15 protein-coding genes are annotated in these 17,310 nt (G+C 67.0%); 6 read left to right on the top strand and 9 right to left on the bottom strand.

Annotation, left to right across the window (positions count from 1 at the left end; genetic code table 11):
- Positions 1–98: 98 nt before the first annotated feature.
- The gene (locus G3N61_RS02365) at positions 99–1,433 is read right to left on the bottom strand and encodes an MFS transporter (protein ID WP_043185309.1); all 1,335 of its coding nucleotides are present in this window, start codon (positions 1,431–1,433) and stop codon (positions 99–101) included.
- A 478-nt stretch (positions 1,434–1,911) separates the two neighbouring features.
- On the opposite strand from G3N61_RS02365, the gene G3N61_RS02370 reads away from it, so the two are divergent.
- Positions 1,912–2,844 (top strand): ornithine cyclodeaminase family protein, encoded by a 933-nt coding sequence (locus G3N61_RS02370; RefSeq protein WP_205821341.1) that lies wholly within the window; start codon positions 1,912–1,914, stop codon positions 2,842–2,844.
- 148 nt (positions 2,845–2,992) lie between these two features.
- On the opposite strand, the gene G3N61_RS02375 is transcribed toward G3N61_RS02370, so the two are convergent.
- The 5 genes from G3N61_RS02375 to G3N61_RS02395 all read right to left on the bottom strand — a co-directional run bounded on the left by G3N61_RS02375 (position 2,993) and on the right by G3N61_RS02395 (position 9,204).
- On the bottom strand, positions 2,993–3,346 hold the full coding sequence (locus G3N61_RS02375) for a RidA family protein (protein ID WP_043185315.1): 354 nt from the start codon (positions 3,344–3,346) through the stop codon (positions 2,993–2,995).
- Positions 3,347–3,358: 12 nt separating this feature from the next.
- Positions 3,359–3,709 (bottom strand): cupin domain-containing protein, encoded by a 351-nt coding sequence (locus G3N61_RS02380; protein WP_089454601.1) that lies wholly within the window; start codon positions 3,707–3,709, stop codon positions 3,359–3,361.
- 95 nt (positions 3,710–3,804) lie between these two features.
- A complete protein-coding gene (locus G3N61_RS40195; protein ID WP_089454602.1) occupies positions 3,805–4,605 on the bottom strand; it encodes an NAD(P)-binding domain-containing protein in 801 nt (266 codons plus the stop codon).
- 24 nt (positions 4,606–4,629) lie between these two features.
- Positions 4,630–5,949: an FAD-binding oxidoreductase gene (locus G3N61_RS02390; RefSeq protein ID WP_089454603.1), complete on the bottom strand. Its 1,320-nt coding sequence runs from the start codon at positions 5,947–5,949 to the stop codon at positions 4,630–4,632.
- 207 nt (positions 5,950–6,156) lie between these two features.
- Complete coding sequence (locus G3N61_RS02395; RefSeq protein WP_205821345.1) at positions 6,157–9,204, bottom strand: FAD-binding and (Fe-S)-binding domain-containing protein; 3,048 nt, start codon at positions 9,202–9,204, stop codon at positions 6,157–6,159.
- Between the two features lie 152 nt (positions 9,205–9,356).
- Here G3N61_RS02395 and G3N61_RS02400 point away from each other — a divergent pair, with 152 nt between their 5' ends.
- Entirely contained in the window at positions 9,357–10,247 is an 891-nt protein-coding gene (locus G3N61_RS02400) for a LysR substrate-binding domain-containing protein (RefSeq protein ID WP_205821347.1), read from the top strand.
- Positions 10,248–10,269: 22 nt separating this feature from the next.
- On the opposite strand, the gene G3N61_RS02405 is transcribed toward G3N61_RS02400, so the two are convergent.
- Positions 10,270–11,121, bottom strand: coding sequence for a LysR family transcriptional regulator (locus G3N61_RS02405; protein WP_089454606.1), 852 nt, complete (start codon positions 11,119–11,121; stop codon positions 10,270–10,272).
- 110 nt (positions 11,122–11,231) lie between these two features.
- Between G3N61_RS02405 and G3N61_RS02410 the strand changes: the two genes are divergently transcribed.
- A complete protein-coding gene (locus G3N61_RS02410; protein ID WP_089454607.1) occupies positions 11,232–11,879 on the top strand; it encodes a LysE family translocator in 648 nt (215 codons plus the stop codon).
- 43 nt (positions 11,880–11,922) lie between these two features.
- On the opposite strand, the gene sfnG is transcribed toward G3N61_RS02410, so the two are convergent.
- Entirely contained in the window at positions 11,923–13,026 is a 1,104-nt protein-coding gene (gene sfnG / locus G3N61_RS02415; RefSeq protein ID WP_205821349.1) for a dimethylsulfone monooxygenase SfnG, read from the bottom strand.
- A gap of 36 nt (positions 13,027–13,062) precedes the next feature.
- Positions 13,063–13,623, bottom strand: a complete 561-nt coding sequence (gene msuE, locus G3N61_RS02420; protein ID WP_175020929.1) for an FMN reductase — start codon at positions 13,621–13,623, stop codon at positions 13,063–13,065.
- Positions 13,624–14,129: 506 nt separating this feature from the next.
- On the opposite strand from msuE, the gene G3N61_RS02425 reads away from it, so the two are divergent.
- The 3 genes from G3N61_RS02425 to G3N61_RS02435 form a co-directional block, all read left to right on the top strand.
- A complete protein-coding gene (locus tag G3N61_RS02425) occupies positions 14,130–15,452 on the top strand; it encodes an acyl-CoA dehydrogenase family protein (protein WP_241017515.1) in 1,323 nt (440 codons plus the stop codon).
- A complete protein-coding gene (locus G3N61_RS02430; protein WP_205821351.1) occupies positions 15,449–16,537 on the top strand; it encodes a sigma 54-interacting transcriptional regulator in 1,089 nt (362 codons plus the stop codon). The genes G3N61_RS02425 and G3N61_RS02430 overlap by 4 nt, the downstream gene beginning before the upstream one ends.
- Before the next feature lie 247 nt (positions 16,538–16,784).
- Positions 16,785–17,310 (top strand): dihydroxyacetone kinase subunit DhaK (locus G3N61_RS02435; protein WP_205821353.1); only part of this gene is annotated, 526 nt, incomplete at its 3' end.

The following is a 17,310-nucleotide window of genomic DNA, read 5'->3' on the forward strand; positions in this document are numbered from 1 at the left end:
CGGATTGGGTGTTTGGGTGAAACAGGACCGGATGCCGGGCCGGAAGAACACCGGCCTCGTCGACATCCGGTCGACAGGGGAATGCCTGCGGCGCGCGCTCAGTGACTGAGCGAGCCCGCGTGATGCAGGTCCATCGAACGCGTTTCCGGCGCCATCGTCATCGTGACCCACAGGCCGACCACGGAAATGCCGAACGCCACGTACATCGTATGAGCAATGCCGATCGACGACAGCGACATCGGAACCAGATAGGTGCCGATCGCCGCGCCGATTCTCGACAGCGACGTCACGAGGCCGACGGCGGACCCACGGATTTCGGTCGGGAACAGCTCGTTCGGATACACGTATTGAAGCACTTGCGCGCCGCCGATGAACAGTGCGTACGCGCCGAACAGCAGCAGCGTCAGCATCGCCGGGCCTTCCGGAAACACACCCAGCATCAGCAGCGCGAGGCCCGACCACAGGAAGCTGTGAATCAGCAGCTTGCGGCGGCCGAGCGGATTCACGAGCCGGACCGCCAGGAAGCAGCCGAGCACGAACATCAGCGTGATCGCGACCGCGCCGTAAGACGCCCACTCGCCCGTCAGCCCCATCGTCTTGAGAATGGTGGGCGCGAATGCGTAGACGGCGAACTGCGGCACGATCGAGCAGGTCCAGAACACGCTGACGAAGAAGATCCGCTTGCCGTAGGCCGAGTGAAACAGCGACCAGACCGACGCCTTGCTTTCCGGTTGCTTCTCGGGCAGGTTCTGGACCGAGTACTGTTCGCCATACACGCGCTTGATCACGTGGTCCGCTTCGGCAACGCGGCCCTTGCTCAGCAGCCAGCGGGCCGATTCGGGCGTGCCGGCCCGCATGATCAGGAACAGCACGGCCGGCACCACGGCGCTCGCCAGCGCCCAGCGCCATGCGTCGGGGCCGCCCACGCGCAACACGATTTCGCCGATGATGTAGGCCGCGCCCGCCCCGACGAACCACATCATCACGAGACTCGCCAGCAGCGAGCCGCGCTGCTTCTTCGGCAGGAACTCGGCGAGCAGCGACGTCGCGAGCGGATGGTCGGCGCCGATGGCGATGCCGAGCAGCAGACGCAGGATCGTGAGCTGCAGCGCCGACGTCACCCAGAATTGCGACAGCGAGAACAATGCCAGCGCGACCAGCACCAGCAGGTACAACACTTTCCGGCCAAGCTTGTCGGTAAACAACCCGCCGACGAATCCGCCGAAGAACATCCCGATCAGCGGCGACGCGGCGATCAGGCCCTGTTGCAGCGCGCCGAGCTTGAGCGCGTCGGTAAGCTGCAGCATCACGACACCGATGATGCTCAGCACATAACCGTCGAGAAACGGCGCGGCGGACGAGTAGACCGTCAGCTTCTTGTGAAAACTGTTCAGCGGCAAATCCTCGAGCGATATCCTGAAGTTCTGGGACATGATGTCTCCTTTCATGCAAAACCAATGTTGACTGGCGAGCCCGGTGTGCCGGGACGTATCGAATGCCTGACGATTCCGGTTGCTGCGAATTTCCCTGACCAGATGCTACGGATACCTGATGAATCATTCTGGAAGGCGCAGCAAAACCGGTATGTCTGCGTCCGCCGGACACCTGCCGGCACGCAACCCGATCGCGGCGACAGCGGCATCTCCTGGGTGTGGCGAGTATCGATTCCCGGCCCGGCACCCGCATATAAGAAATGGGGCAATTGCCAGAACGTTTCTGCCACTCAGGGTATCCACTTAACCGGCCGCACTCGTCGCCAGGTCCGCTACGGACCGGTTTGCACGCACGCGCGGGCAACGCCGACGGCGGCGATATTCCAGCGATTGTCTCGTTCCTTCTATACGACCGTGGCGTCGACCGTCGATACTGCGCGATCGAGTCCCCTCCGAATCAATCACGCAGGTGCCTGCCATGTCCCCCAGCCTGATCAATCACGACAACGCCGGCGATGCACTCGGCTGGCCCGAAGCCGTCGACGCACTGCGCGACGGCCATCTGCTGCCGAGGGCCGACATGCACGATCTGCTGTTCGGGCCCGCCGACGCGATGATGCTGTCTCGTGCCGCACGCATCGAAGGGATCGGTTACGGCGTAAAAGCCGAGACCGTCTTCAACGAAAACGCGGCGCGAGGACTGCCGAACACGCACGGCGCCGTGCTGCTTTATGCACCGGACACGGGTGTGCTGCGCGCGGTCATCGACAGCCGCCTCGTCACCGATCTCAAGACGGCCGCCGACTCCGTGCTGGGCGCCACGTTGCTCGCGCGGCCGGACAGCCGCCATCTGGTCATCGTCGGCGCCGGCATCGTGGCCGGCAACCTCGCCCGTGCGTACAGTGCGGTGTTCCCCGCACTGCGGCGCATCTCGATCTGGGCACGCCGGATCGACCAGGCGCACGCGCTGCGTGCGCAACTGGCCACGTTGCCAGTCGAGGTCGCCGCGGTCGCCGACCTGCGTTCGGCGCTCGCGACCGCGGACATCGTATCGACCGCGACCCTCGCGCGTCAGCCGATCGTTCCCGGCGCCTGGATTCGCCCCGGCACGCACGTCGACCTGATCGGCGCGTTCACGGCCGACATGCGCGAAGCCGACGATGCGTTGATCGCGTCGGCCCGGCTGTATGTCGACAGCCGCGAGACGACCCGCCATATCGGCGAGATCGCGGCCCCGATCGCTTCGGGCGCGGTGCCGCCCGACCCTGTCCTCGGCGATCTTTACGATCTCGTGACCGAGCGCGCACCGGTATCGCGAACAGCGTCCGACATCACGGCGTTCAAGAACGGGGGCGGCGCCCATCTCGACCTGATGATCGCGGATCGCCTGCTGAAAAAGCGCGGGTTGTAAGCCTGGCGGCAGTTCGGACCGTATCCCGCTCCGGCTGCCGCTCCGTCGTTTCGATTGCCGCATCGGCGAGCGGCAAGTCACGCGACATGCCGCTCGCCGGCACGACTGGTCCCTCGTGCCGAATCGCCTGCGCTCGGGTAACGCCCGACTACAGCGTGCCCGTCGCCTGAATCTCGATCAGGTAGTCCGCGTGCGCGAGTGGAGCGCCGACGCAGGCACGCGCCGGCTGGTCGGCGCTGCCCACCCATGCGTCGTACACACGGTTCATCGCATCGAAATCCTTCATGTCGGCCAGCCAGATCTGCACGCGGGTCACGTTCCGCTTGCCGGTGCCGGCCTCATGGAGCAGCCCTTCGAGCTGTTCCAGCACGGAGCGCGTCTGAGCCTCGATGTCGACCGCCACTCCGGGCGCGGCCACGATGCCCGAGGTTTCAATGCGATCGCCTGATACCACGATGCCGCTGGCGCGCGGGCCAACGGCGAATCGCCTGATTTCGCCCATGTCCGTCTCCCGTCAGAACAGCACGTACGTCTTGCGCAGCGTCTCGCGAATATCCCAGACGCCTTCGCAATTCGCCGGAAACAGCACGGCATCGCCTGCGCGCAGCTCGACCGGCTCGCCGCCGTCCGGCGTGAACGTGCACCAGCCGCTGACGATATGGCTGAATTCGCGATTCTTCAGGTGGCGGCGGAATTGGCCGGGCGAGCTTTCCCAAATGCCGATGCTCGCACCCGCGTCGGCCGCATCCTGATGCTGGGCCGTGCCTTGCAGGGCAACGATCTCGCCCATCGGCAGCCTGGCAGGCGCAGGTTCGCCAATCGCTGCCGCTTCCGCCTGTCGAACAACAATAAGACCCTGGGTCATGCTCGATCCTTTCATTTCGGTTGAATTGAATAATTTGTACTGCGTAACGTGAATGCTGCGCGCGTTCAGGTAGGGTGCCGCCCGAATTCGCGTCGTCAGGACACCGGAGGCGCACTCTCGCGGTCAGTCAACGACCCGGCCAGCAGTGCATCGAATACGACTTCGCACGCCGCGTTCCATGCCGCATTGGCCTGATGCAGCCCCAGCATCTCGAGGCCCTGTTCGGTAAAGGTGCCGGGCGTCGCAATCGCACGACCGAGATCGCGGATCGGCAACGCATCGCGATGCCGTGCATACGCGACGCAATCGTCGACGCTGCTCAGGACCAGCGCTCGCGCATGTCCGGACGGCAGCCCCTTCTCGACCAGCCAGTGCTGCAGGTCGTGAAGCAGGAAGTAGAACCAGCCGTTCATGCACGCGCTGACCGTTGCCAGTTCGAACTCGGTCTCGCTCGCCAGCGCGATCAGGTTGCCGAGCGGGCGCAACAGCGCCTGCGCATCGGCGTCGGACGGATAGAGCGCGACCGTCGAGCGGTTGATCTCGGCTGCATAGGACAGCATCGCGCGAACGCACCGGTCGATGCCGAACAGCCGTTGCAGCTCGCCCACCGATACGCCGCTGACCACCGAGATCAGCGTCTGGTCGCACCTCGGCGTGACTTCCCGCGCGAGTTCGGTCAGTTGCGCCGGGCGCACGCCCACGAGCAGGACGTCGGCCGCATCGACCACGGCCTGGTTGTCGGCCATGACCCGGCACCCGTGTTCCTGCGCGAGCGCTTGCGTTTTTTCGCGGCTGCGTGGCGACAGCAGGATTTCGATCCCGCCCGTATCGTGCAGCAAGCCACGCACCATCTTTTCGGTGAGGTCACCCACACCGAGAATACCTAGTCTGATCACGACGATTTCTCCCGTGTCGAACGTTCAGCTCTCCTTTCCGGCGCGACACTGCCCCCACATCAGGTTCAGGTTCGCGCCGATGGACAGGAACGGCTCCGGTGGATTCAGGTTGGGGCCGGGAGACGACAGCAGGAACTCGATGAGCTCGTTGCGCTCGCCCGCCAGCCAGTCGGCCAGCAGCGTGCCGGTAATGGTCCCGCGCGTGATGCCCAGCCCGCCACAACACAGCGCGCCGTAGACATTCGGCGCGAGCAGGCCGAAATGCGCGAGGTGATTGCGCGACAGGCACATCGCGCCGCCCCACGTGTAGTCGAATTCGACATTCGGCAACATCGGAAAGCGCCGCTCGAACGACGCGCGATGACGGTGCCGGACACGCTGCAGGAAGCGTTCGTTACTGCGGCCGTCCGGGTTGAAGCTGAAGCTGTTGCGCACCAGCAGCCGGTTGTCCGGCGTGCGCCGCAGCGTGCTGCCGAACGGGTCGGCCGGGATGATGCCCCACACCGGCGCGCCGCCCAGCCGCGTCTGCTCTTCGTCGGTCAGCACGCGCGTAATGCTTGCGTAGGTGAAGACTGGCAGCAGCCGGCGCTTCAGGAAGCCGAAGCTCGACGCAAACGCGTTGTTGGTCAGCAGCAGCTTGTCCGCGACGATTTCACCGTGTGCATGCGCGAGCGTGATCCTGCTGCCGTAATCGACGGCAGAAATCGGCGTGTGCTCGTGCAGCGTGACGTTCTCCGGCAGGCTGTCCGCAAGCCCCTTCACCAGCGCGGCCGGCTGCAGCAGGATCGTGCCCGGCGTGAACAGACCCTTCTTGTAGAAATGCGTGCCGATACGCTCCGGCAGTTCGGCTTCCGACAGCACTTCGCTGTGCTCGCCGAGCTTGTCGAGCCCTCGCCGGTAGGCATCCAGCACCGCGATGCCGCGCGGCTCGACGGCCGCCTGGTACTTGCCCACGGGTCGCATGTCGCAATCGATCCCGTGTTCGGCCACCAGCCCCTTGAGAATGCTCTGCGCAGCCTGGTTGAGCTTGAGGCTCATCCTGGCCGTGGCCGGATCTCCGATGTAATCGGATGCCCCGATGTCATGCGGCAGGTCGATCGCAAACCCGGAATTGCGCCCGGAAGCGCCATATCCGACTTCCTGAGCTTCCAGCAGGACCACCGGATCGTCCGGGTAATGCTGCGCGATCCGGCGTGCGGCCGCCAGGCCCGTCAGCCCGGCACCGACGACGACCCAGCGGGCCGACGTCTTGCCCGCGTGCGACGCGGCGGGTTGCCGTTGCCGGCTCAGGTGAAACCAGCCGCAGGATGCGTCATCGGCAGGTAAGTGATTGACTCGTCTCATGTTCAGCACCGGTATGTGCCGAGAGTATCGAGTCGACGCAGCGCGCCCGCATATAACGAATGGGGCAGATGTTGTGACGTTGCTGCCATTCAGGGTATCCCCTGAAGCCACGCGGGCCGTCGCGAACCCGGGGCCGAACGAACGACGACCCGCGCGCCGGGCATCCGGCGCATGGGGCGCAGGTCGCCCGAACGCATCAACCGATCGTCACCCCGCCGCCCGCACGTGATCGAGCAGCGCCTGCAACGGATGCCGCACCTGCTTCGACGACATCCGCTTCACCTGGCTGCGGCACGAATAGCCGGTCGCCAGCGCCTCGCCTCCGTCGTCCGGCCCGTCCACGTGCGCCGCCCACGACTGCGCGTAGATCGTCTTCGACGTCGCGAGATTGCGCGCCTCGTGCCCGTAGGTGCCCGACATCCCGCAGCACCCGGTCGCCTGAACCTGCAAACGCAGCCCGCGTCGCGCGAACACCTGCGCCCATTGCTTGCCGCTGTCGGGTGCATTGGTCTTCTCGGTGCAGTGCGGCAGCAACCGGTACGACCCGGTCACACCGCTCGTGCCCGCTTCCGGCAACGCCTGCAGCAGCCACTCCTGCGGCAACGCGACCTTCGGCACATCCGAGAGCCCCGTCACCTTCAGGTACTCCTGCCGATACGTGAGCGTCATCGCCGGATCGAGGCCGACCAGCGCGACGCCCGAGCGCGCCAGCGCGGCCAGCTGCGTCGCATTGCGGATCGCCGCCTTTTCGAATGCCCGCAGAAAGCCCTGCACGTGCAGCGCCTTGCCGTTCGGCGCCAGTGGCGCGAGCCACACCTGAAAGCCCGTGCGCGCCGCCAGCTCGATCAGCGTCGCCAGTTGCTCGGTATCGAAATAGCGCGTGAAGGTGTCCTGCACGATGACGACGCTGCGTGCGCGCTGCGCATCACTCAACGCGGCAAGCGCCTGCGGGTCGGCCGGTTTTACCTGCCATTGACGGATCACGGCCGCGAGATCGAAGCGGCTCAGCAGCGGGCTGTCGACCATGCCGACGTGCCGCTCCAGCACCGTGCGCACCCATCCTGCTCGCATCAGCCCGTTGTACAGCGCGGGCACCCGCGCCATCCACGGCATCGTGAATTCGAGCGAGCCGATCAGGTAGTCGCGCAGCGGCCGCAGGTAGCGCTGGTGATACAGCTCGAGGAAGCGCGAGCGAAACTCCGGCACGTTCACCTTCACCGGGCACTGCCCCGCGCACGACTTGCACGCGAGGCACCCGGCCATCGCGTCGTACACCTCGTGCGAGAAGTCGGCTTCGCCGCTGCGCGCCGCGCGGCTGTTGCGCCAGCGCGTGGCAAGGCTGCTCAGGAACGGCTGCCGCGCGCGCGCCGCCGCGACGACGTCGACGCCGGCCTGCCCTTGCAGGCGCAACCATTCGCGCATCAGCGACGCACGCCCCTTCGGCGATTGCACGCGCTCGCGCGTCGCCTTCCACGACGGGCACATTGCGTCGTCCGGGTCGAAGTTGTAGCACGCGCCGTTGCCGTTGCAGTGCATCGCGGTGCCGTAGCTCTGCCACACGCGCTCGTCGATCTGCCGGTCGTGATCGCCGCGCGTCGGCACTTCGTCGATCTTCAGCAGCCGCATCGTGTGGTCCGGCGGCGTCGCGATCTTGCCCGGGTTGAACTGGTTGTGCGGGTCGAACGCGGCCTTCAGTTGCTGCAGCGACGGATACAGCTCGCCGAAAAACGCCGGCGCATATTCGGAGCGCACGCCCTTGCCGTGCTCGCCCCACAACAGCCCCCCGTGGCGCTGCGTGAGCTCGGCCACCGCATCCGACACGGGCCGCACCAGTGCCGCCTGCTTCGGATCCTTCATGTCGAGCGCCGGCCGCACGTGCAGCACGCCGGCATCGACGTGCCCGAACATCCCGTATTGCAGCCCGTGACCGTCGAGCAGCGCGCGGAATTCGGCGATGTACGCGGCGAGGTTCTCGGGCGGCACCGCGGTGTCCTCGACGAACGGCTGCGGGCGCGCCTCGCCCTGCACGTTGCCGAGCAGGCCGACCGCGCGCTTGCGCATCGCATACACGCGCTTCACCGCGTCGTCGCCGGCCGCGAGCGTGTGGCCCAGCCGCTCCACGCTCGTATCGGTGCGCAGATGGTCGACGAACGCGCGCACGCGCGCGTCGACGTCATCCGCGTCGTCGCCGCTGAATTCGATCAGGTTGATGCCGAGCGTCGGCCGAGCGTCGTCCTGCGGGAAATACTCGGCCACGCTGCTCCACACGAAATCCTTCATCGCCAGCATCAGCACCTTCGAGTCGACCGTCTCGATCGACAGCGGCCGAAGCGCGAGCAGCGCGCGCGCGTCGCGCAGCGCGTCCATGAAGCCCGCATAGCGCACGTTGACCAGCACCGAATACTTCGGGATCGGCAGCACGTTGAGCTTCGCCTCGACGACGAAGCCGAGCGAGCCTTCGGCGCCGCACAGCACGCTGTTCAGGTTGAAGCGGCCATCGGGTTCGCGCAGGTGCGCGAGGTCATAGCCGGTCAGGCAGCGGTTGAGCTTCGGAAACTTCGCGTCGATCAGCGCCGCCTTGTCGTCGCTGATGCGTCGCGCGGTGCGGTACACCTTGCCGATCCGGTCCTGCCGCGCGCAGCGGCGCTCCAGTTCGTCGTCCGCGAGCGCGTCGCTGTGCAGGTGCTCGCCGCCCATCAGCACGAAATCGAGCTCGAGCACGTGATCGCGCGTCTTGCCGTACGTGCAGCTGCCCTGCCCGCTCGCGTCGGTGTTGATCATCCCGCCGACGGTCGCGCGGTTCGACGTCGACAGTTCCGGCGCGAAAAACAGCCCGTGGAGCTTCAGCGCCGCATTGAGCTGATCCTTGACCACGCCCGCCTGCACGCGCACCCAGCGCTGCTCGACGTCGATTTCGAGGATCCGGTTCATGTTGCGCGACAGGTCGACGACCACGCCGTCGGTCAGCGACTGCCCGTTGGTGCCCGTGCCGCCGCCGCGCGCGGCCACCGCGACGTCGCGATGCGCGGGCTCGGCGAGCAGCCGCGCCAGCAGCCGGACGTCGTCCGCATGCGCGGGACAGATCACCGCCTGCGGCAGACGCTGGTAGATCGAGTTGTCGGTGGCCTGCACCGTCCGGTTCGCATGGTCGGCGCGGATTTCCCCGGCGAAGCCGGCGGCCTGCAACGCGGCGAGAAAGTCACGGTACGCATGCGCGGGCGGGCTGGCGGGACGGGGCAACGAGGCGATCGACATGGGGTAAAGGCGCAGTGTGGGTGGAACCGGCCGGTTCGCGTGGCCGAAACATGATTTTTTAGCAAGTTTCCACGCGACCGGGAATTGCAGTATCTTTGGAACTTCCATGAGAAACAAACGAATTCTCATCCGGCGAATATTGCATAAAACTCATGAATTACCGTCGCCTCACCCCGTCGATGTCGCTGCTGCTCGTGTTCGAGGCCGCCGCGCGGCACGAAAGTTACACGCGCGCGGCCGAAGAGCTGTCGCTGAGCCAGAGCGCGATCAGCCGGCAAGTCCAGACGCTGGAAGACCAGCTCGGCGTGCCGCTGTTCCGGCGCGAGGGCCGCTCGGTCAAGCTGACCGAGGTCGGGCGGCGCTACTTCACCGAGCTGAGCGGCGCGCTGGGGCGCATCCGCGGCGCAACGCTGCAGGCGATGTCCCACCAGGCGGGCGCCGGCACGCTGCGGCTCGCGACGCTGCCGACGTTCGGCTCGAAATGGCTGCTGCCGCACCTGCACGACTTCTACGCCGCGCATCCGGGCGTGACCGTGCACCTTCATTCGCGGATCGGCGGCATCGATTTCCTCAACGACGACCTCGACGCGGCCATTACCGTCGGCGCGGGCGACTGGCCGGGCCTGCACGCACACCGGCTGTACAACGAGTTCCTGATCGCGATCGCGCCGCCGGACACCGGCAGCCGCCGCAAGGCCGACGCGCATTCGCCGGCGTGGGCCGCGAAACAGACGCTGCTCGGCGTGACGAGTAACCAGCAGGCGTGGGCGGAATGGTTCTCGCACTATCGGCTCGACCATCGCGAGATGCGCATCGGCCCGAGCTTCGAGCTGACGTCGCACCTGATCCAGGCCGTGCGGGCCGGCATGGGGATCGGGCTGGTGCCGAAGGTGCTGGTGGAAGACGAGCTGAGCCGCAACGAGCTCGTGTCGATCGGCGACGCGATCACCAGCCAGCGCAGCTACTACCTCGTCTACCCGCCTGGGAACGAGACGCTGCCGTCGCTCGTCGCGTTCCGCGAATGGCTGCTGAAATCGTGCTGAAACGCGGCCACCGGCGGGCCGCTCAGGTGCGCCATTCGCCGAGAATCTGCTCGGCCAGGTAGTCGCACGGCGGGCGCGCCGACTGCGCGCTGCGCGCGAGCACGACCTCGAGTTCGCCCAGCGGCGGCAGCCCGTGGCTTTCCGACAGCTGCACGAGATGATCGGGAATGCAGCAGCGCGCCAGCGGCGCGACCGCGAGCCCGGCCTCCACCATGCTGAGAAGGCCGAGGTGGCTCGGGCTTTCGTATGACATCCGGTACGGGATCTTCCGCCGGTTCAGCGCCTTGACCGCCCGATCGCGCGCCATGCTGCCGCCGTACGTGAAGAAGGCCACCGGAAGCGGCCGCTCTTCCCATACGTTCCGTTTCGACGACCCGGTCCAGACGAGCGGTTCGAGCCGGATCAGTTCGCCGGCCACGCCCTTGATCCGCGTGAGGCATGCGAGATCGACCGTGTTGTCCTTCAGCATCGGCACCAGCGCGCTGCTCGGCTGGCCGATTACGCGCAGTTCCACGCGCGGATGCATCGCGGCGAACTTGCCGAGCACCTGCGGCAGCAGCGACGAAATGTAATCGTCGGGCACGCCGATCGTCACGCGGCCGCGGATCTCCGGGCGCACGACCGACGCCCATGCCTCGTCGCGCATCGCCAGCATCCGGCGGCCGTATTCGGCGAGCATCGTGCCGTCGTCGGTCGGCGTCACGTTGCGCGTGTCGCGGATGAAGAGCGGCTTGCCGAGCGCATCTTCCAGCGCCTTGATCTGCATGCTCACCGCCGACGGCGACCGGTGCACCACCTGCGCGCCCTGCGCGAACGATCCGGATTCGGCAACGGCCACCACCATCGCGAGCACATCGAGGTCGAGCTTTTTCATCGTATTCAGAAAAACTGATCAATCGATTCAGTTTATCCCGTTTTACTGTTCCTCTCCACGGTCGGACAATGAATCCCGTCAACCCTCACTCGTTGCAGGAATCAGCAGATATGCACACGTCCGGATCGCTCTACGGATTTCTCGTCATCGGCGGCATGCTCGCGGTCACGCCCGGGCCCAACATGGTCTACGTGATGTCGCGCTCGATTGCACAAGGACGCACGGCGGGGCTCATTTCACTCGGTGGCGTGATGATCGGCTACCTGTTCTACATGTTCGGCGCGGCGTTCGGCATCACGACGCTGTTCATGAGCGTGCCCTATGCGGGCAGCGGGCTGGCCGTGGTCGGTGCGGCGTACCTGTTGTATCTGGCGTGGCAGGCCGTCAGGCCCGGCGGCCGTTCGCCGTTCGAAGTGCAGGCGTTGCCCAGCGAGCGGCCGCTTCGGCTGCTGGCGATGGGCGCGACGACCAGCGTGCTGAATCCGAAGCTCGCGATGCTGTTCATTTCGTTGCTGCCGCAGTTCATCGACTACGGGAGCGGCAGCGTGCTCGGGCAATCGCTGTTTCTCGGTTCGCTGCTGATCGCCGCGTTCGCTTCCGCGAACGGGCTGGTGGCGATCTGTTCGAGCAGCATCGCGAAGTTCCTGCATGGGCGCCCGACGCTGCTGCTCGCACAGCGCTGGGCGATGGGGCTCGTGCTGGGTGGGCTTGGCGTGCAGATGGTGGTCGATGCGTCGAAGATGGCGGGCGTGGCGTAACGGTCGCGAGCGCGCCCCTGAAGCGGAGCGGCCCGCCGCCGCATCACGCGGCAACCGCCTGCCGCTGCGCCTCGAGTTCGCGCACGAGCGGCAGCACGCGCTTGCCGAAGTACTCGACTTCCTCGATGAAATGCAGGAACCCGGCGAGCACGAGATCGACGCCGATCGCCTTCAGCGCGACGATCCGCTCGGCGATCTGCTGCGGCGTGCCGATCAGGTTCGTGCGGAAGCCGTCGTTGTACTGCACGAGATCCTCGAACGTCGATTTCGCCCAGTTGCCCTCGCCTTCCGGCGACGCGCTGCCGGCCTGCTTCACAGCATCGCCGAACGCATGCACGGCCTCGACGTGCGCGTGCCGGATGATGTCGTCGAGCACCGCCTTCGCCTCTTCCTCGGTATCGCGCGCGATCACGAACGCGTTGACGCCGATCCGCACCCGATGGTTGTTCGCCGCCGCCTTCGCGTGGATGTCGTCGATCTGCGCCTTCAGGTTCTCCGGCGTATTGCCGTTCGTGAAGTACCAGTCCGACACGCTCGCCGCGTTGTCGCGCGCCGCCCGCGAGCTGCCGCCCTGGAAGATCTCCGGATGCGGCTTCTGCAGCGGCTTCGGGCTCAGCGTGTAGTCGTTGAAACGGTAGAAATCGCCCTTGAACGTGAAATTGTCCTGCGTCCAGATGCCCTTCAGCGCCTGGATGAATTCCTTCGAGCGCCGATAGCGTTCGTCGTGCTCGAGCCACGGCTCGCCGATCGCGGTGAATTCGCCCTTGAACCAGCCGCTCACCACGTTGATCGCGATGCGCCCGTTCGAGATGTGGTCGATCGTCGCGAGCTGCTTCGCAACTACGGCCGGATGCCACGGCCCCGGCAGGATCGCGGCGAGCACCTTGAGCGTCGTCGTCGCGTGCAGCAGCGCCTGGCTGAACGACACCGACTCGTGCTGGTATTCGGCGCCGTAGCCGGCCGTGAAGCGGATCTGGCTCAGCGCGTATTCGAAGCCGGCCGCTTCGGCCGTGCGCGCGAGCTGCTGGTTGTATTCGAGGCTCCAGTCGGTGCGCTGCTCGATCGTGCTGACGACGAGGCCGCCGCTGACGTTCGGCACCCAGTAGGCGAACTTGACGCCGTCGGCGGAAGGATCGGTATGGCTCATGAGTGTGTCCTGGTCGAGAGAGAAAACGCAGGCGGCCTACGCGGCCGCGACGGAAAGCGCATGCGGGCGCAGTTGCGGCACCGCGCGATCGACGGCGAGCGCGATACGCGCGCGCAATGCCGGGTTCGCGATCTGGTACTGGTCGAAATCGCTTTCGGATGCGTACACGCCGATCGGCAGCGTGCGGGCCTGGAAGAAGCTGAACAGCGGGCGGAGCTGATGGTCGATCACGAGCGCATGACGCTCGCTGCCGCCGGTGGCCGCCAGCAGCACGGGCACGTCGATCAGCGCTTCGTGATGCACGAGGTCGAACAGGTGCTTGAAGAGGCCCGTGTACGACGCGCGATACACGGGGCTCGCGACGACGAGCGCATCGGCCGTCTCGATCGCGCGGATCTGCGCGTCGAGGTCGGCCGGTACCTGCTTGCGCGTCAGCGCGCCGGCCAGCCGGCCGCCGATCTCGCCGAGTTCGATCAGCCGCGTGTCGATCGGCAGCGCCGCGCCGAGTGCCGCGACGATCGCGTCGGTCAGCACCCGCGTGCGCGACGGCCGTTGCAGGCCGCCCGAGATCGCGACCACGTTGATTGCATTGCTCATCGGTTGCATTCCCATTGTCGAGTCGGGTGCCGACGCACCCGTCACGTCATGGGTCAGCAAGGAGCGTGCCATTTCGACGATCGCGACGAAAATCGATCGTCTGCATGACGAAATGCATTGCGATCGACGGCCTGTCGTGACGCTCCCGCCGATCGACGCACGTTGATAAGCGTGCCAGCGGCGACGTCAAAACCATATTCCGCAGCACGATGAACTCGGGGAAACAACGCTGCTGATGCGCTGCTGCGTGATCAGCAACGCAACGCACGCCAAGCACGTTTTTCCGTTTCGACACGGATTCCGGCAGGCATGCGGCGTCCGCTTGCCGCGTTCATGCGCCCGCGCGACGCATCGTGTCCCTGCGGGAGCGTCGGCATGGCTGCTGCATCGTCACTTTGCGTGCCGCCGATCGCTGCGCCACACGATCTCGCCGCGCGCGGCTGCGTCCAGCGCAGCAATCCGGCATTGGTTATCAGAAATCGATGTTTCCCGCGTGGCGTAAAACGATGAACACTCTGCTGATCACGCAGCACCCGGTCAGCAACGCCCATCGCGACCTGACTGTTTTCGTGCAGCGCCCCGACGCACTCATTGCCATGACCTCCATTTCCGTATCGCCCCGCGCGGAAAGCCTGCGCGTCGTCACGCCGCCCCGCGACGAACCGGCACCCCCTGACGCCCTGCAGATCGCCGAGCGCCTGGCGGCCGGCTTTGCCCGCACCGCGGCCGAGCGCGACGAGCAGGGCGGCACGCCGAAGGCCGAGCGCGACCAGTTGCGCGACAGCGGCCTGCTCGCGCTGAGCATCCCGGCCGCCTACGGCGGCTTCGGCGCGAGCTGGCGCACGACGCTCGACGTCGTCCGCGTGCTCGCGGCCGCCGACAGTTCGCTCGCGCACGTGTTCGGCTTCCATCATCTGATGCTCGCAACCGTGCGGCTGTTCGGCGCGCCCGCGCAGTGGGAATCGTGGTTCGAGCGCACCGCGCGCCAGCAGTGGTTCTGGGGTAACGCGCTGAATCCGCTCGACGCGCGCACGATCAGCCGCTCGCGCGGCGCATGGCACGAATTCAGCGGCCAGAAGAGCTTCTGTTCGGGGGCGCTCGATTCGCAGATGCTGATCGCGTCCGCGCACGACGCCGACACGCGCGCGTTCCTGATCGCCGCCGTGCCGACGCAGCGCAGCGGCATCTCGATCGCCGACGACTGGAACAACATCGGCCAGCGCCAGACCGACAGCGGCACGGTCACGTTCGAGCAAGTGCGCGTCGAGGATCACGAACTGCTGACGGATCCCGGCCCGCTGTCGACGCCGTTCGCGTGCCTGCGCCCGCTCGTCGCGCAGCTCGTGCTGACGAACGTGTATCTCGGCATCGCCGAAGCCGCGTTCAACGACGCGCGGCACTACACGCTGCAAGAGGCGCGGCCGTGGCCCGGCGCGCAGGTCGCGAGCACCGGCGACGATCCGTACATCCTCGGCCAGTACGGCGAATTCTGGGTCGGGCTCGAAGCCGCACGCGTACTCGCCGATCGCGCGGCGGACCGCCTCGATGCGGCGTGGGCGCGCGATGCGGCGCTCACGCATGCGGAGCGCGGCCAGGTTGCGCTCGCCACGGCAGCCGCGAAGGTGTCGGCCGCGCGCACCGGGCTCGATCTCTGCACCCGCATGTTCGACGTCGCCGGTGCACGCGCGACGCACGGCGCGCTGCGGCTCGACCGGCACTGGCGCAACCTGCGCACCCATACGCTCCACGACCCGCTCGCCTACAAGATTCGCGAGATCGGCGAATGGGCGCTCAAGCGAACCTATCCGACGCCGGGCTTCTACTCGTGAACCACACCCCTTCCGATGCGTGGCCCGACGCCGCGCCCGTCCTCACGCTGCCCGACCGGCCCGCGCTCGCGACGTCCATTCGTGCCCGCGCGCAGGTGTTCGTCGATCCGCGCTCGGTCGCGCTGCTCGAACGGATTCGCCTGGTCGCGCCGAGCGACGCAAACGTGCTGATCGTCGGCGAGACCGGCACCGGCAAGGAACTGATCGCGCGACACGTGCACGGCCTCAGCCGCCGCAGCAACGGGCCGTTCGTCGCGGTGAACTGCGGCGCGTTCTCCGAAACGCTCGTCGAGAGCGAACTGTTCGGCCACGAGAAAGGCGCGTTTACCGGCGCGTTCAGCGCGAAGCCCGGCTGGTTCGAAGCCGCGAACGGCGGCACGCTGTTTCTCGACGAGATCGGCGACCTGCCGCTGTCGATGCAGGTCAAGCTGCTGCGCGTGCTGCAGGAGCGCGAGGTCGTGCGGCTCGGGTCGCGCACGGGCGTGCCGATCGACGTGCGCGTGGTCGCTGCGACCAACGTCGATCTGCAGCAAGCCGTCGCGAACGGACAGTTTCGCGGCGACCTGTTCTACCGGCTCAACGTCGTGCAGCTCGCGGTGCCGACGCTGCGCGAACGCCCGGGCGACATCCTGCCGCTCGCGCGCCACTTCTTCGACGACTACCGGAGCCGCCTCGGCTACGGGCCGCGCAGCATCGACCCGCGCGCCGAGCGCCGGCTCGAGGCACATGGCTGGCCCGGCAATATCCGCGAACTCGAAAACGTGATCCACCACGCGTTGCTCGTGAGCCGCCACGACGCGCTGCAGGAGGCCGACCTGCACATCGCGTCGCCGGGCGTCCCGGCGGCCGCCACGACCCCGCCGGAGCCGGCCGCCGGCGCGCAGGCCGCGCTCGAACGCGCGCTGCGCGACCTGTTCGACGAGGATCACGGCAACCTGTTCGAACGCATCGAGGACACCGTGATGCGTGTCGCGTTCGAATTCAGCCACCGCAACCAGATCCAGGCCGCGCGACTGCTCGGCATCAGCCGCAACGTGCTGCGCGCGCGGCTGATTCGCGCGAAGGAAATTGCGGCGATGAAGTAGCCGCGTATGGGAACGCGCCGCCACCCCGCTCCGGTGCGATCGCGCCGCGATCCGTGCCGCAACGTCCGAACCTGATGTATCGTGGCGCGAAGCGTGCGCCGCGTCTCGCCCCTGCATACGGTCATCCCATACATGACCACCTGCCCCCGGCGACAGCGCGCCCGCACGATCCTCCGCAACACGAAAGGCCGTCCGGCGCCCGTGTAGGCCCGGCCGAGCCTCGTTCACCCGTCCGGAATCCGTCGCCATGAAAAAGCTTGTCAACCGCCCGTCCGATGTCGTGCGAGAAATGCTGGAAGGCATCGCACGGCAGTCGCCGCATGTCGCGATCCACGGCGACGAGCACGTGCTCGTCCGCCAGCCGCTGCCCGAGCCGGCACAGCGCGCCGTCGCCGTCCTCTCCGGCGGCGGCAGCGGCCACGAGCCCGCGCACGGCGGCTACGTCGGCGAAGGGATGCTGAGCGCGGCCGTCTGCGGCGAAGTGTTCACGTCGCCGTCCACCGACGCCGTGCTCGCCGCGATCCGCGCCAGCGCCGGCCCGAACGGCGCGCTGCTGATCGTAAAGAACTACACGGGCGACCGGCTCAATTTCGGGCTCGCCGCCGAGCTCGCGCGGGCCGAAGGCATTCCGGTCGAAACGGTCATCGTCGCCGACGACGTCTCGTTGCGCGGCCGCGTCGAGCGTGGCCAGCGGCGCGGGATCGCCGGCACCGTGCTGATCCACAAGCTCGCCGGCGCGGCCGCCGCGCGCGGTCTGCCGCTCGCCCGCCTCG

This window comes from Burkholderia sp. Ac-20349, assembly GCF_017104865.1.
GTDB classification, from domain to species: domain Bacteria; phylum Pseudomonadota; class Gammaproteobacteria; order Burkholderiales; family Burkholderiaceae; genus Burkholderia; species Burkholderia aenigmatica.

Coding starts and splice junctions, on each gene's coding strand:
- G3N61_RS02395 (WP_205821345.1), bottom strand. CDS start 9,204: ATGTCGATCGCCTCGTTGCCCCGTCCCGCCAGCCCGCCCGCGCATGCG.
- G3N61_RS02410 (WP_089454607.1), top strand. CDS start 11,232: ATGCACACGTCCGGATCGCTCTACGGATTTCTCGTCATCGGCGGCATG.
- G3N61_RS02380 (WP_089454601.1), bottom strand. CDS start 3,709: ATGACCCAGGGTCTTATTGTTGTTCGACAGGCGGAAGCGGCAGCGATT.
- G3N61_RS02390 (WP_089454603.1), bottom strand. CDS start 5,949: ATGAGACGAGTCAATCACTTACCTGCCGATGACGCATCCTGCGGCTGG.
- sfnG (WP_205821349.1), bottom strand. CDS start 13,026: ATGAGCCATACCGATCCTTCCGCCGACGGCGTCAAGTTCGCCTACTGG.
- G3N61_RS02370 (WP_205821341.1), top strand. CDS start 1,912: ATGTCCCCCAGCCTGATCAATCACGACAACGCCGGCGATGCACTCGGC.
- G3N61_RS02405 (WP_089454606.1), bottom strand. CDS start 11,121: ATGAAAAAGCTCGACCTCGATGTGCTCGCGATGGTGGTGGCCGTTGCC.
- G3N61_RS02375 (WP_043185315.1), bottom strand. CDS start 3,346: ATGGGCGAAATCAGGCGATTCGCCGTTGGCCCGCGCGCCAGCGGCATC.
- G3N61_RS02365 (WP_043185309.1), bottom strand. CDS start 1,433: ATGTCCCAGAACTTCAGGATATCGCTCGAGGATTTGCCGCTGAACAGT.
- G3N61_RS02400 (WP_205821347.1), top strand. CDS start 9,357: ATGAATTACCGTCGCCTCACCCCGTCGATGTCGCTGCTGCTCGTGTTC.
- msuE (WP_175020929.1), bottom strand. CDS start 13,623: ATGAGCAATGCAATCAACGTGGTCGCGATCTCGGGCGGCCTGCAACGG.
- G3N61_RS02425 (WP_241017515.1), top strand. CDS start 14,130: ATGAACACTCTGCTGATCACGCAGCACCCGGTCAGCAACGCCCATCGC.